We start from the raw sequence: 14942 nt of genomic DNA, 5'->3' as shown, positions 1-14942 counted from the left end.
TTATTGCGCTAATAATTTATTCATGGTTTGAATAAATTTGCTTGGATCGCTAAGCGAGCCTTTTTCAGCAAGTAAAGCTTGATCAAGTAATAGTTCAACCCAATCGTTAAATGCGCTTTCATCTTGTGTATCGGCAATACGTTTAACCAATTTATGATCTGGATTGATTTCAAACGTGTATTTGATTTCCGGCGCTTTCTGACCTGCTGCTGCAAACAATTTAGCCATTTGTGTACTCATTTCGTCAGCAGCTGTGGTGACAATTGCTGGTGTATCAGTTAACCGATGAGTTAATTTAACGTCTTTCACCTTATCGCCTAATGCGGTTTTGACTCGTTCAATAAATGGTTCAAGTTCTTTTTCAACTTGTTTTTGCTCTTCACTATCTTGATCGGCAAGTTTTTCGATTGATTCGTCTGATTTACTAATAGATTGGAACTGTTTGCCATCAAATTCAGTTAAATTGCTCATCATCCATTCATCAATACGATCGGACAATAATAATACTTCAATGCCTTTTTTACGGAATAGCTCAAGATGAGGGCTATTTTTAGCGGCACCATAGCTGTCAGCGGTAATATAGTAGATCTTTTCTTGACCTTCTTGCATACGGCTAATGTAATCATCTAACGCAACAGTTTGCGCATCGCTATCAGTATGAGTTGACGTAAAACGAAGTAATTTAGCAATTGTTTCACGGTTGGCAAAGTCTTCACCAGTACCTTCTTTTAATACTAAACCAAACTCATTCCAGAACTGTTGATATTGTTCTTTGTCGTCTTTAGCAAGTTTTTCAAGCATTTGTAATACACGTTTAGTACATGCATTACGCAAGTTTTGGGTGATTTTGTTGTCTTGCAAAATTTCGCGCGATACGTTTAATGGTAGATCATTTGAATCAATTAAGCCTTTAACAAAACGTAAATAGTTTGGCATAAATTGTTCAGCATCATCCATAATAAACACGCGTTGTACATACAGTTTTAGACCGTGTTTATTATCGCGATTCCACATATCCCAAGGTGCTTTTGCAGGGATGTAAAGTAGACTAGTGTATTCTTGTTTTCCTTCTACACGATTATGGCTCCAGCTTAATGGGTCAGCAAAATCGTGTGACAAGTGTTTATAAAATTCTTTGTATTCTTCATCAGTGACTTCTGATTTGCTACGTGTCCAAAGTGCTTGGGCTTTGTTGACTTTTTCCCACTTAACTTCTTTGCTCTCTTCGTCAGTGGTTTGTACTTCAACAGGAAGTGAAATATGATCAGAATATTTGCTAATGATAGAACGCAAACGCCAATCATCTAAAAACTCTTTTTCGTCTTCTTTTAAGTGTAAAGTGATTTCGGTACCACGAGTTTCTTTATTATCGTCAGATATTGTATATTCACCTTCACCCGCTGACTCCCACTTAACCGCTTCGTCAGCTTTTGCAGTGGCTGCGCGTGTTCTAACAGTAACTTTATCGGCGACAATAAAAGCAGAATAAAAACCTACACCAAACTGACCAATTAATTGACTATCTTTAGCCTGATCACTACCAATCGATTCTAAAAATGCTTTAGTGCCTGATTTAGCAATTGTACCTAAGTTTTCAATCACCTCATCACGTGTCATCCCAATACCGTTATCGGCAATCGTTAAAGTGCCGGCTTCTTTATTGGCCGAAATACGCACACCAAGTTCACCATCACCAGCATATAGATCTGGATTTTCAAGTGCTTTAAAGCGGAGTTTATCGGCCGCATCAGATGCGTTAGAAATAAGCTCTCTTAAAAAAATCTCTTTATTTGAATATAAAGAGTGAATCATTAAATGTAGGATTTGTTTAACTTCGGATTGAAATCCACGTGTTTCAGTGCCTTGCTTACTCATTGACTAGTACCTCTATTATATTTAGCTATTTCAATTAATTCTAACGACAAAAATAAATTTTCTATAACAACTTTTATTATTTTACGCTGTCTACTTAGTACATTATCAGTTAGTATTAACCGAATAAAATTAACATAATGGTTTGATTTATTGATGTATTGCTATATGGGAATAAAAAAAAAGATTTCAATAGAAATGGGAAAATTAATTTATCTCTTACACATTGTTTGGTTATTTTTTGTTAATAAACTTAACTAAAACTGCCGCAAAAATAGGGTAAAAAAAGCCTTGAATGAATCAAGGCTTTAAACTAAAAAAACACGTTACACTAAATTACAATTACATTAACCCGTAAACAAGAATAAAAATTACCGCAACAGGAATAACGAATCGTGATAATAAAGTCCAAATACTAAACCAGAAAGGACTTAAATTTAACTCTGAGCAGATACGTTTTTGGTTCATCATCCAAGCACCAAATATCACAGTGCCTAAACCAGTCACTGGTAACATGATTTTACTTGTTAAATAGTCTAATAAATCAAAAATGTGTTTATCAAAGAGTTGAACATCGGACCATAAGTTAAAGGATAACAAACAAGCAATACCTAAAGCCCAAATGACGATACTACTTGTGAGCGTTGCTGCTTTTCTGCCTAGTGGAGTTTTTTCTTCTAATAATTCAACGGTTGGTTCAAGTAACGAAATAGAAGACGTTAATGCCGCAAAAGTTAAGAAGATAAAGAACAATATACCTAAAATCGCACCACCAGCCATGTTACCAAATGCTATTGGTAGTGTAACGAAAATAAGGCCTTCTCCTACTGCTGGAGGTAAACCGTTAGCAAAAACTAAAGGGAAAATAGCTAAACCAGATAATACGGCAACAATAACGTCTAATATTACAACTGTACGCGCAGTTGACAATAAGTTGACGTCTTGTCCTAGGTATGAACCATATGCCATCATAATACCCATACCTAACGATAAACTAAAGAATGCATGACCTAATGCCGCTAAAATAGCCGTGCCATTTAACGCTGACCAATTAGGTGAAAATAAAAATTCACATGCAACACCAAAAGATGGACCGCTAGCATAAGCCGCATAGCCAACAAGAATTAATAATAAAATACCTAATCCTGGCATCATCAGCTTACAAGCACGCTCTAAACCAGCACCAACACCTAACGCAACGATAAGTGCAGTGATGGCCATAAATATGGTATGCCAAGTTAATAAATGGCTTACGTTACCACGGAAATCATCAAAAATTTGTTGAGTAATTGCACCACTTGCTCCATCAAATGAGCCTTTAGCTGCTATAAAAATATAATCGGTCGCCCAACCGCCAATAACGCTATAAAATGATAGGATTAAAAAAGAACCTACTACACCAATAATACCGACCCAGCGCCAAGATTTTGAATGGCCTTCTGCAACAGCGACATCCTCCATTGTATGGATTGGGTTTTTTTGCCCGCGACGGCCAATTAGCCATTCTAAAACTAAAATCGGCAAGCCGATAAGAAACATAAATAGCAAATAGGTAAGTACAAATGCAGAACCGCCCATTTGACCTGCCATATATGGAAATTTCCAAATATTACCCAACCCAACAGCAGAGCCTGCCGCAGCAAGCATAAATCCCATGCGCGAGCTCCATTGTGAGTGGTTTTTTTTCATAGTACCAGTACTCATTAATATTTTTCCTTTAGTCTTATTAATTTAATTCAGCGTTGTGAATAGTGTTTTTTTTGTTAATAAACCTTTGATCATGCCATGAAACAAACCTATAAACAAGATATTATTCAGGTTATTAGTTAAATCTGTATGAAAATTTAGCAGGTTAAATAGACATATATGATATTTAATTTTAAGATGATTGCAATGGTCGCTATTTTATAAACAAGAATAATTAGGGCCATTTATTGATAATCACAAGCACATAGCATATAGTTGATATTAGATTTTATTGATACTAAAGAGTCATTATGTCACAAAATATAGACCAAAACGAAATTGACAAATTTTCACAACTTGCCGCCGATTGGTGGAATCCAAATGGCAAATGCAAACCACTACATATAATCAACCCATTGCGAGTGGATTATGTACAACAAAAATGTGGATCGTTAACTAACAAAACCGTACTTGATGTAGGATGTGGTGGTGGGATCTTGTCTGAAAGCCTAGCCAAATTGGGAGCAAATGTAACCGCCATTGATCTTGCAGATGAATCGCTTAGTGTTGCCAAAATTCATGCCGAACAAAATGGCCTTATGATCAATTATCAAAAACAAACGGTTGAAGATCATGCACAACAACACCCAGGGCATTATGATGTGATTACCTGCATGGAGTTATTAGAACACGTGCCTGATCCGTTTTCGATTATTCAGGCTTGTGCAACATTACTTAAACCCGAAGGCAAACTGTTTTTATCGACCATCAATCGCAATCATAAAGCCAAATTATTATTAATTTATGGGGCAGAATATATTGCTCGCTTAGTACCCAAAGGTACGCACGACTTTAATCGTTTTATTCGCCCATCAGAATTAATGACACTTGTTGAACAAGCTGAACTTATTGTTGGTGATGTAATAGGAATGGAATACCATTTATTAAAAAACCAATTTCAATTAGGACCAAATATTGATGTTAACTACATTTTAATGGCCAATCGTAAATAGCTTGCGATAATAAATCGCATCTAACACTAAATATCGCTAGTTTTTTATAGTAAAAGTGAGTAAAATGCTTCGGCAATATTTTATCAACAATCCAACCCAATGGTGAATATTGTCATGTCTCGCATAATTAAAGAAGCCCTCACGTTTGACGACGTATTGTTAGTTCCAGCTCACTCAACGGTATTACCTAACACAGCCGATATTAGCACTCAACTAACCCGAACAATAAAGCTCAATATTCCAATGCTATCTGCTGCAATGGACACAGTTACTGAAGCTGATCTTGCTATTGCGCTAGCGCAAGAAGGCGGAATTGGTTTTATACACAAAAATATGTCCATCGAAAACCAAGCTAATCACGTAAGACGTGTTAAGAAGCATGAAAGTGGTATTGTGCAAGATCCGGTATCTGTCTTACCTACTTCAACTATACGGCAAGTAATTGAATTGGCAAAAGAATATGGTTTTGCAGGGTTTCCTGTTGTAACTGAAAGCCAAGAATTAGTCGGAATTATTACCGCACGTGATGTCCGATTTGCAACTGATTTATCTTTACCCGTTACAGCTGTTATGACGCCAAAAGAACGTTTAGTTACTGTAAAAGAAAGTGAGCAACGCGAAATCGTACTGAAAAAAATGCATGAACACCGTGTTGAAAAAGTTCTTGTGGTTGATTCACGATTCCACCTAAAAGGCATGATCACCGTCAAGGACTATAACAAAGCGGAACAAAAACCTAATGCTTGTAAGGACGAAAAAGGCCGCCTACGTGTAGGTGCTGCTGTTGGTGCTGCAGCCGGAAATGAAGAGCGCATTGCCGCATTAGTTGAAGCGGGGGTTGATGTATTATTAATTGATTCATCACACGGCCATTCAGAAGGTGTACTAGAGCGTATTCGCCAAGCAAGAAAGGCTTATCCTGATCTACAAATTATTGGTGGCAATATTGCAACAGCCGAAGGCGCCAAAGCCTTAATTGATGCAGGTGTTAGCGCGGTTAAAGTTGGAATTGGGCCTGGATCTATTTGTACAACCCGTATTGTCACGGGTGTTGGTGTACCACAAATTAGCGCTATTATGGATGCGGTCGAAGTGGCACAAAAACACAACATCCCAGTTATTGCTGATGGTGGAATTCGCTTTTCTGGTGATATTGCTAAAGCGATCGCCGCAGGCGCTTCTTGTGTAATGGTTGGTTCAATGTTTGCCGGTACCGAAGAAGCCCCAGGTGAAATCGAGTTATTCCAAGGTAGAGCCTATAAATCATACCGTGGAATGGGATCGCTAGGTGCAATGGCCAAAGGGTCTTCTGACCGCTATTTCCAAACCGACAACGCTGCCGACAAGCTTGTACCAGAAGGCATAGAAGGGCGCATTGCCTATAAAGGTCCACTAAAAGAAATTATTCACCAACAAATGGGGGGCTTAAGATCTTGCATGGGGCTAACTGGTTGCGCAACAATTAATGACTTACGTACAAAGTCGACATTCTACCGTATTACTGGCGCAGGCATGAAAGAAAGCCATGTCCATGACGTTCTTATTACCAAAGAGCCACCTAATTATCGCGCAGGCTCATAAAAAAGAGGGACGTCCCTCTTTTTTTATTATCTAAACACTGTTTAAAAATGGTAAAATCCATTGCTTACATAAAATGGACGACGCTTTCTTTATCCCCGATACCCGCCGATCCTTTACACCACACCAAAGTGACCATGTTGGAGTTATGGCATTAAAGCAATTTCCAGACAACCCACATAATGCATTTTTAGAAGCTGTTTATTTTGCAAAAAAATCCTCTAAATAGGATGTGGTTATGGTAGCTATTTTGAACATAAAACTACAAACGTCCAAAACTCTCGCATTTAGTCTATTTAATCGACCCAAACCATTTCCCAAAACATACCGATAAAATCTTATCCATCATCCTGACAAAATTTTACAGTTTTTTAACAAAAAGGCCAACACATTATTTTTCAACTAATTATAATTTAAATTTTTTAAATCAGAGTAATGCTCATTAGTTGAGCGTGCAATTATAAAAATTAAAATAAAACAATTAATTAATAGGATGAATGAAGTGCGCTACCATAGTTGGATTCTAGTTTGTCAAAACTACGCCCTAAATTTTTTTCAATATCACCGTAGTCTAAAACAGACTCCATTCTCATTTTTATTATCGAAATCATCGAGCTTAGCGTCACCGTCTGAGGTATCATCAAGGTCAAGGTGCAAGCCTTTATCCCCCTTATCAAAGTCTTCCCCGGTCTTTGCGGCATTGTTGTTACTGTCGTGTTCGTTTGGTACACAAGCGTTATCGATTTATATGTCGTCAAGTACATCAAACGTTATTGAGGGTAGTGAGCCGTATTTAACGTTTGATGGGGGGCGAACTAAAGAGTTTTCAGCGAAGACTTTATTGTCTATCACGTTGCCAGATGGTCGAATCATTAAACCAACGTTTAATACATCAAATGCCATGAATCCAATAAGATTACCTTATGCAGGGATTACATTGGGGGATATAGGCACGTTAATACCACCATCAGCTGATTCAGTAAGTTTAAATGATTTAGTGAACACCTATCATTATTGGGGAGATGCTGATGGAGATGGTGAGGATACCAATGGTGTTACTGTGACGGGTAGTATCTCGGTGAATTTTACTGATAAGGACGGTAATACGGTAGGTCGTAATGATATATTAGATTCCTGTAAGGCCCCATATAAGATAACATTGAGTAGTACAGAAGGAAGTTTAACTACACAGTACGGAGTCCCTAATACAAGCCATTTCGATAGTTACTCAGTGTCGTATTATATCAATCCGTATGATTCTAGTATTTGTTATATAAGGCCGAATCTCAATAATGGCTTACATGATTTTAGAGGCCCAGCTAACATATGGAATCCCGGCAACGGTTTTTTAGTTCAGTCAACCAGTCCGTTATCTTACGGTAATAATTTTCCTACTACGGGTGCTGATGGTTTGTATTTTGATTTAATTGTCCGTGGCGGAGATGGAAATGAGTTGACGTGGTCACCTGTCACCTTGGGCGGGATAACTGCTACAGTCACATGGGTAAGACCAAACAAAAGTGATGATTGGATTTTTAATAGAACAACCCGTGTAGCTCGGGTAACATTAACGGGTCCTAGGGCAACTCCTGGTCAGGTGGCTTCTGATAATCCTAGTACGCTTGAAAAGCCAGTTTTGCCGCAGACATTTGAGTTAGTGGGTAAGGATAGTAGTGGTAATGTGATACTCAAGTATGGGTTTATGTTGAAGCAGTGGTTTGTCAATCGGGGGTATGAGTTCTTTGATATAGAAACTCAAACAGCTTGGTGTAATAGTTTGGGTTATCGAATGCCGCATATAAAGGATTTAACTAACGCGAAGTGTGGTATACATTTTAATTTTCGGTGCGTAGACGGAATCGATGGCGCAACACCGTCATCATCTCATAATTTTTACCAACGACAAATAGGTGCAGGATTTTTCACTGAGTGGGGGCAGTTGATAAGTTACAGCGGTCCGGGCTTTGGTCGCTACGAAAACTGGACGAGCGACGCTTCAGGTAATCAGTGGTTTTCTGTCAACCCGATTGACGGCAAGGTCCTTCTCGACTTTCCGGAGATCCGCAATCATGTTGTTTGCACCGTACCTTAGTTTTTAGTCTTTAATTCTTAGACTTAGGGCTCGGGGGCGGATGGTGCCAACAAGAAGGCAATATAGCAAAGAACAGCGCCTCCGCGGAGTTGGGGGGATTAGTAAAATGGGGCTTGTGCTGTTGTGGTTAATTACTACAACAACATAAGCCGCAAACAACCAAAGCAATAACTACTTTTAATTCTTAAAACACGCTTCAATTTTTCATTAAAAATCGGTCAGAAAAGGTATTGATTTTATTGAAGTTTTTATTTTCCTTTTTTAAATTAAAATCAAACACTTAAAAAATCTATCGATTTGTATTGATAACCTACTAACTACTACTTTTTACTAATAGCTTGTCTACATCCCCCTTATTTAAATTAATTCACCAATAAACAACTTTCCCTCGTTGTGAGGTAATTTATATTGTTTAATATTGCATCAATTATCGGCAGTTTAAAGACTATTTTATTGGTTTATGGTATGATTATCGTCAAATTCAACGACAATAAGTTATGGTGATTATGAGTTATCAAGTTCTGGCACGCAAATGGCGACCAAAATCATTTTCTGAAGTTGTGGGGCAGGAACATGTCCTTAAAATTTTGTCTAATGCGCTATCACTTGGTCGCGTTCATCATGCTTATTTATTTTCAGGCACGCGTGGCGTGGGTAAAACCTCAATTGCGCGTTTGTTAGCTAAAGGGCTTAATTGCGAAACTGGCATTACGGCAACGCCTTGTGGGGTTTGTGATAATTGTCGTGATATTGAGCAAGGGCGATTTGTTGATTTACTCGAAATTGATGCCGCATCGCGTACTAAGGTCGAAGATACACGCGAAATACTTGATAATATTCAATACTTGCCAACCAAAGGGCGCTTTAAGGTCTATTTGATTGATGAAGTCCACATGTTGTCACGCAGTAGTTTTAATGCATTACTAAAAACTCTAGAAGAGCCACCCGAGCATGTTAAGTTTTTATTGGCGACAACGGATCCACAAAAATTGCCGATTACTATTTTGTCGCGTTGTTTGCATTTGCATTTAAATGTGCTTGATACAGCGCTAATCAGCAAACAATTAGCTCATATTTTACAGTTAGAAAAAATCAGTAGCGAACCTAAAGCGATTGGGATGTTGGCAAAAGCCGCTAATGGAAGTATGCGTGATGCACTGAGTTTGACCGATCAAGCCATCGCTCTTGGTAATGGTATGGTTGATGCTAATTCGGTGGCGGTTATGCTTGGTACGCTTGATAAATCAATTCCGTTTTCGTTTGTTGAGGCATTGCATCATGGTGATGGTAATGCACTAATGCAACAAATCGAAGCGGCTGCTATGCAGGGAGCGGATTGGGATACTTTGTTAGCCGAAACCATTACCTTGTTGCATCAAATTGCGTTATTACAAGTAGTGCCAACAGCATTAGGTGATTATACCGATAACGAAGACCGTATCCGCTTTTTAGCACAATATATGTCGCCGAATGATGTGCAGTTGTTTTATCAAATTTTGTTGATGGGTCGTAAAGAGCTTGCTTTTGCTCCCGATAAAAAAATCGGTGTTGAAATGAGCTTTTTACGTGCTTTGGCTTTTATGCCTAAGGCGGTTGATGCTGTCACTCCCCCCGTTGCTGTTAGTCCTGTTTCTGTTCAAAGCAATACGAAGCCACAAGGGCAAATGCAGTCGCAAACTCAGTATGCTGACCCTGCACCAACAACAAGCGCACCACAAGTAGCTCAGCCTGAGAATATCTCTGCTACTCACTCAGCGCAAACTACATCACCATCCGTCAATACGCAACAATCAGATCTTAGTTCGCCTTTATCACAACAACCACAAAATTCTTTGCAACCAGTGAGTGATACGTCGTCTGCTATAGCGCAAAAGGTTGAGCAAACGGCTAATATTAAATCAACCACTGACGATGTAGCGATTCCTGAAGATGTTTCGTCTGTGACTAAGAGTATTTTAGAAATGCGTATGCAGTTGATGAAAGAGGAACAAAAGCCAAAAAAGTCTAAAGCGGTTGGCGCGACTAGTGTTGCTCAACCCAAAACTCCAGTAGTCAGTGCATCACTTGAACGAATTAAACAAAACTCGGCAACTGTTGAGTCAGTCAATACTGATAACGATGAAGGTAGTTGTGAGAACGAGGAAGAAGAGATCACAGCCGAAAATTATCAATGGCAAGCCAGTGGCTTAATTGCTATGAAAGAAGAGGTTGTGGTTGATACAAAAGCTTTTCGAGAGTCACTTAATGGTGAAAAGACCCCCGAAATGACCAAAAAATTGATTGCCGAAATGGCTCAAAAGGATGCATGGTGTGCTGAAATTGAGCAGTTGGATTTGTCGCCTTTGATTAAGCAAATTGTGGTTAACTCCGCTTTTGAGCAAGTAGATAATGGAACGATAGTGTTGCATATGCGATCGGCAGTTAAACACTTAATTAATTCGGCAGGGAATGTGATTAAAGTGAAAAAAGCACTTTGTAAATATCACAATCAAGAGCTTGATGTGAAGATTGTTATTGATGATGATCAAAATCGTAAGACGCCAATCGAAATGCGTGAAGAGTTGTATCAACAAAAACTAGCACAGGCAAAAATAACTATTGCCGAAGATCCAAAAGTGGCAACAATTTGCCGATATTTTGATGCCAAGATTGATGAAGCAAGTGTTCGTCCTGTATAATCGTGGCTATATTTTTTAACGAGGAATTATTATGTTTTCAGGTGGAAAAGGCGGCTTGGGTAATTTAATGAAACAAGCCCAACAAATGCAAGCAAAAATGCAACAAGCGCAAGAAGAGATCGCTAAATTAGAAGTGACTGGCGAGTCGGGCGCGGGTATGGTTAAAGTCACTATTAACGGTACGCATAGCTGTAAACGTGTTGAAATTGATCCATCACTATTAGCAGAAGACGATAAAGAGATGTTAGAAGATCTTATTGCCGCTGCTTATAACGATGCTGCTCGCCGTTTAGATGACGCACAAAAAGAAAGAATGGCGCAAGTAACTGGTGGCATGCAATTACCACCGGGTTTTAAAATGCCGTTTTAAGTTAACGCATTCATTTAGTTAGTTATCTCTTTTATATTGCCGAGTTTGTTAATCAACTCGGCAATGTTTTAATTATGCCTGTCTATTTATACAGTTTTTCTTTATTATTTTTTTGCTATCAGGTAAACTACTTTAATCATTTGCTTAATTATTACGCTTTATTATTAAGGATATATTGTGATTGGTCGTTTACGTGGCACTATTATTGAAAAGCAACCTCCTAAAGTACTGATTGAAGTTGGTGGAGTCGGTTACAATGTGTTTATGCCGATGACCTGTTTTTATGAATTACCTGAAAACGGGAAGGAAGTTATTGTGTTAACTCATTTTGCTGTGCGTGAAGATGCTCAAGTGCTTTATGGGTTTAATCAAGAGCAGGAACGTGAGTTATTTCGTGAGCTAATTAAGGTTAATGGTGTTGGTCCCAAATTAGCATTAGCTATTTTGTCGGGTATGTCTGCATCGCAATTTATTAGTGCGGTTGAACAAGGCGAAATTAAAACCTTAGTTAAGTTGCCGGGCGTGGGTAATAAAACGGCTGAACGGCTAATCGTTGAAATGAAAGATCGTATTAAGCGTTTTGGAGAGCAATTATCAAGCGCTAGTACAATTGTTGATACAGGCAACGTTCTTAAATCAGCTAATCAAATTGAAGGCGAGGCCGTTTCTGCTTTAATTGCTTTAGGTTATAAACCACAAGAAGCTAGCCGTATTATTAATAAAGTCATCAAGCCAGATATGGATAGCGAAACGTTGATTCGTGAAGCCTTAAAATCAGCATTATAAATAGGAATTTATTATGATTGAAGCGGATCGATTAATTGCCCCACAGGCGCAAAAGGAAGAAGAATCACTTGATCGTGCTATTCGCCCTAAATGTTTGGACGAATATATTGGGCAACCGCAAGTGCGGGAGCAGATGAAGATTTTTATTCAAGCAGCTAAACAACGTAGTGATGCGCTCGATCATGTACTTATATTTGGCCCCCCAGGACTTGGTAAAACAACTTTAGCCAATATTGTGGCGAACGAAATGAATGTCAATTTACGCACCACTTCTGGTCCTGTTTTAGAAAAGGCTGGTGATTTAGCGGCTATGCTGACTAATTTAGAGCCTAACGATGTGCTGTTTATTGACGAAATCCACCGTCTTTCCCCTGTCGTTGAAGAAATTTTATACCCCGCGATGGAAGACTACCAATTAGATATTATGATTGGTGAAGGTCCTGCTGCACGTTCGATCAAAATCGATCTTCCCCCCTTTACCTTAATTGGTGCAACAACTCGCGCCGGATCGTTAACTTCGCCACTGCGGGATAGGTTTGGTATTGTGCAGCGCCTTGAGTTTTATCGGGTTGAGGATTTGGAATATATTGTTAGTCGTAGCGCTAAATTTTTGGGTATGGATTTGTCAGACGAAGGTGCACATTTAATTGCTAAACGTTCACGCGGTACACCACGAATTGCCAATCGTCTTTTGCGTCGTGTACGCGACTATGCTGATGTAAAATCAAAAGGGGTTATCGACAAAAAAATTGCCACTCAAGCACTTGATATGCTTGATGTTGATAACGAGGGTTTTGATTATATGGATCGCAAATTGTTGCTGGCTATTATCGAAAAGTTTATGGGTGGTCCAGTTGGATTAGATAACATTGCCGCTGCCATTGGTGAAGAGCGCGAAACGATAGAAGATGTGCTCGAGCCGTTTTTAATTCAACAAGGTTATATTCAACGAACACCTCGTGGCAGAATCGCAACACCACATGCGTATCGCCATTTTGGCATTATTCAGGATAATTAGGTTAAGGTTGTGAGAAACTTAAGGTTCATAAAAAAACGTGACTATTAGATGAGTCACGTTTTTTTATTTACTGATGCTATATTGCTAATTTTGACTTAACCGAGTTCTTTTTCAGTAAAAATGCCACTAAATAAATCGGTACTTAAATAACGTTCGCCAGAAGACGGCAATATAACCACAATAGTTTTATTGATATTTTCAGGTAATTTAGCTAAGCGATCCGCGGCAAAAACAGCAGCACCCGATGATATCCCAGCTAATATGCCTTCTTTTTCCATCAATTCGCGTGCTGTTTCGATAGCGTCTTCGTTCGATACTTTTTCGACTATATCAATTAAACTTAAATCAAGATTTGTCGGAATAAAACCAGCTCCAATACCCTGAATTTTGTGCGGTCCTGGTTTGATAGGCTCGCCTGCTAGTGCTTGACTAATGACGGGTGAATTGGTCGGTTCAACGGCAACTGCGGTAATATTTTTGCCTTGTGTTTTTTTGATGTAACGCGTTACGCCAGTGAATGTACCGCCTGTTCCGACACCAGCAATAAAAATATCGATTTGACCATCGGTATCTTGCCATATTTCAGGGCCAGTTGTTTTTTCGTGGATTTCTGGGTTAGCTGGATTGCTAAATTGTTGTAGCATGAGGTTTTTTTTAGGATCACTTGCCACAATTTCTTCGGCTTTTTCGATTGCGCCTTTCATCCCTTTAGCTGCTTCAGTTAAAATTAAATTTGCACCTAAGGCTTTAAGAAGCTTTCTGCGCTCTATGCTCATGCTTTCAGGCATGGTTAATGTTAATTTATAGCCACGAGCAGCAGCAACAGCCGCTAGTGCAATACCTGTATTACCGCTTGTTGGTTCGATTAATTCAACATCAGAGGTTAATAAACCGCGTTTTTCAGCATCCCAAATCATATTTGAAGCAATACGACATTTCACACTAAAACTAGGGTTGCGCGATTCGACTTTTGCTAATATGTTACCATGACCAAAATGTTTTAAACGAACCAGTGGCGTATGACCAATGGTTTGTGAATTATCATCAAATATTTTACTCATATTAGAATCCTTGTTAATTGCTATAAAGGAAATAGCATGACGTTGTTTTGCTAATAATACTTATTATTATAAATAGAACGAAAAAAGATGGTACTAATTAATAATTATAACAATATTCGTTTTGGTCATAAGCATAACTAATTATGCTTTTTATATAGTGCTTAATAGTACTTTTTACCTAATTTAAATTGTATTAAAATGTAGAAATTTAGTTATTTAGGCATAATTTAATGAACGGATGGTTAAACCTGAAGAGCAATATCTAAATTTTCTTTAAATTCATCCAGAAACATCATTTTCCATCTCTAATTCAATCTTCTTAATAGCTTGTTCACAACGGTAAATTCGGTTATCAAGTGCGGCTATTTTGCTTTGGTTAATGACGTCTTGCGATAGTTCTAGCTCGTATTTCATCTCTTGCAATCGGCGCAAATAATCTAAATGGCGCATGTGTTTTTGGGCTAGGGTTTCTTCAATAATGGTTTTGGGCTGTTTTTGACGCAAGTTGTGGGTCGCAAGTTCGCGCGTCAGAGCCGCCATTTGGTTGACTAATGTTTCTGATAAAAAAGTAATTTGTTCGACTTTTTCTAATTCAATATTAGCAACTAATGCGTGATACGTTTGTTTGATTTTTTCAAGGTAAAACGTTTTATCCGTTACAATTTTATTGGTATGAAAAAGTTGTTCGTCAAAATAAGGCTCTTTAAATTTCTGTTCGTTTGCCAAATGAACTTGTTGTTCTAATTGGTCAATTTGCTTTTGTAGTGTAGCGAGTAAATTTGCCATTG

12 protein-coding genes are annotated in these 14942 nt (G+C 38.4%); 8 read left to right on the top strand and 4 right to left on the bottom strand.

Going from position 1 to position 14942, the window contains the following annotated elements; genetic code table 11:
* Positions 1-1875, bottom strand: a complete 1875-nt coding sequence (gene htpG, locus GYX25_RS04115) for a molecular chaperone HtpG (protein ID WP_091347204.1) — start codon at positions 1873-1875, stop codon at positions 1-3.
* Positions 1876-2214: 339 nt separating this feature from the next.
* Positions 2215-3576, bottom strand: coding sequence for a sodium-dependent transporter (locus GYX25_RS04110; protein ID WP_202983813.1), 1362 nt, complete (start codon positions 3574-3576; stop codon positions 2215-2217).
* A 293-nt stretch (positions 3577-3869) separates the two neighbouring features.
* Here GYX25_RS04110 and ubiG point away from each other — a divergent pair, with 293 nt between their 5' ends.
* From ubiG to ruvB, 8 genes are all read left to right on the top strand, one after another.
* Positions 3870-4571, top strand: a complete 702-nt coding sequence (ubiG, locus tag GYX25_RS04105; RefSeq protein WP_091347203.1) for a bifunctional 2-polyprenyl-6-hydroxyphenol methylase/3-demethylubiquinol 3-O-methyltransferase UbiG — start codon at positions 3870-3872, stop codon at positions 4569-4571.
* Positions 4572-4685: 114 nt separating this feature from the next.
* Complete coding sequence (gene guaB / locus GYX25_RS04100) at positions 4686-6152, top strand: IMP dehydrogenase (RefSeq protein WP_174786787.1); 1467 nt, start codon at positions 4686-4688, stop codon at positions 6150-6152.
* A gap of 73 nt (positions 6153-6225) precedes the next feature.
* Complete coding sequence (locus GYX25_RS04095; RefSeq protein WP_174786786.1) at positions 6226-6378, top strand: hypothetical protein; 153 nt, start codon at positions 6226-6228, stop codon at positions 6376-6378.
* A 273-nt stretch (positions 6379-6651) separates the two neighbouring features.
* The gene (locus GYX25_RS04090; protein WP_174786785.1) at positions 6652-8241 is read left to right on the top strand and encodes a hypothetical protein; all 1590 of its coding nucleotides are present in this window, start codon (positions 6652-6654) and stop codon (positions 8239-8241) included.
* Between the two features lie 506 nt (positions 8242-8747).
* A complete protein-coding gene (gene dnaX, locus GYX25_RS04085) occupies positions 8748-10919 on the top strand; it encodes a DNA polymerase III subunit gamma/tau (RefSeq protein ID WP_174786784.1) in 2172 nt (723 codons plus the stop codon).
* Positions 10920-10950: 31 nt separating this feature from the next.
* Positions 10951-11289 (top strand): YbaB/EbfC family nucleoid-associated protein, encoded by a 339-nt coding sequence (locus GYX25_RS04080; RefSeq protein ID WP_091347193.1) that lies wholly within the window; start codon positions 10951-10953, stop codon positions 11287-11289.
* A 177-nt stretch (positions 11290-11466) separates the two neighbouring features.
* Positions 11467-12075, top strand: a complete 609-nt coding sequence (ruvA, locus tag GYX25_RS04075) for a Holliday junction branch migration protein RuvA (RefSeq protein ID WP_091347191.1) — start codon at positions 11467-11469, stop codon at positions 12073-12075.
* A gap of 13 nt (positions 12076-12088) precedes the next feature.
* The gene (gene ruvB, locus GYX25_RS04070) at positions 12089-13093 is read left to right on the top strand and encodes a Holliday junction branch migration DNA helicase RuvB (RefSeq protein ID WP_091347189.1); all 1005 of its coding nucleotides are present in this window, start codon (positions 12089-12091) and stop codon (positions 13091-13093) included.
* Between the two features lie 95 nt (positions 13094-13188).
* Here the strand turns inward: ruvB and cysK are convergent, their stop codons facing one another.
* Positions 13189-14154, bottom strand: a complete 966-nt coding sequence (cysK, locus tag GYX25_RS04065; protein WP_091347187.1) for a cysteine synthase A — start codon at positions 14152-14154, stop codon at positions 13189-13191.
* A gap of 279 nt (positions 14155-14433) precedes the next feature.
* On the bottom strand, positions 14434-14940 hold the full coding sequence (gene priC / locus GYX25_RS04060; protein WP_091347186.1) for a primosomal replication protein PriC: 507 nt from the start codon (positions 14938-14940) through the stop codon (positions 14434-14436).
* Positions 14941-14942 lie beyond the last annotated feature (2 nt).

Origin of the sequence: Gilliamella sp. ESL0254, from assembly GCF_013344985.1 — a bacterium.
GTDB lineage: Bacteria > Pseudomonadota > Gammaproteobacteria > Enterobacterales > Orbaceae > Gilliamella > Gilliamella bombicola.
This window is presented reverse-complemented; position numbering and strand designations above follow the sequence as displayed.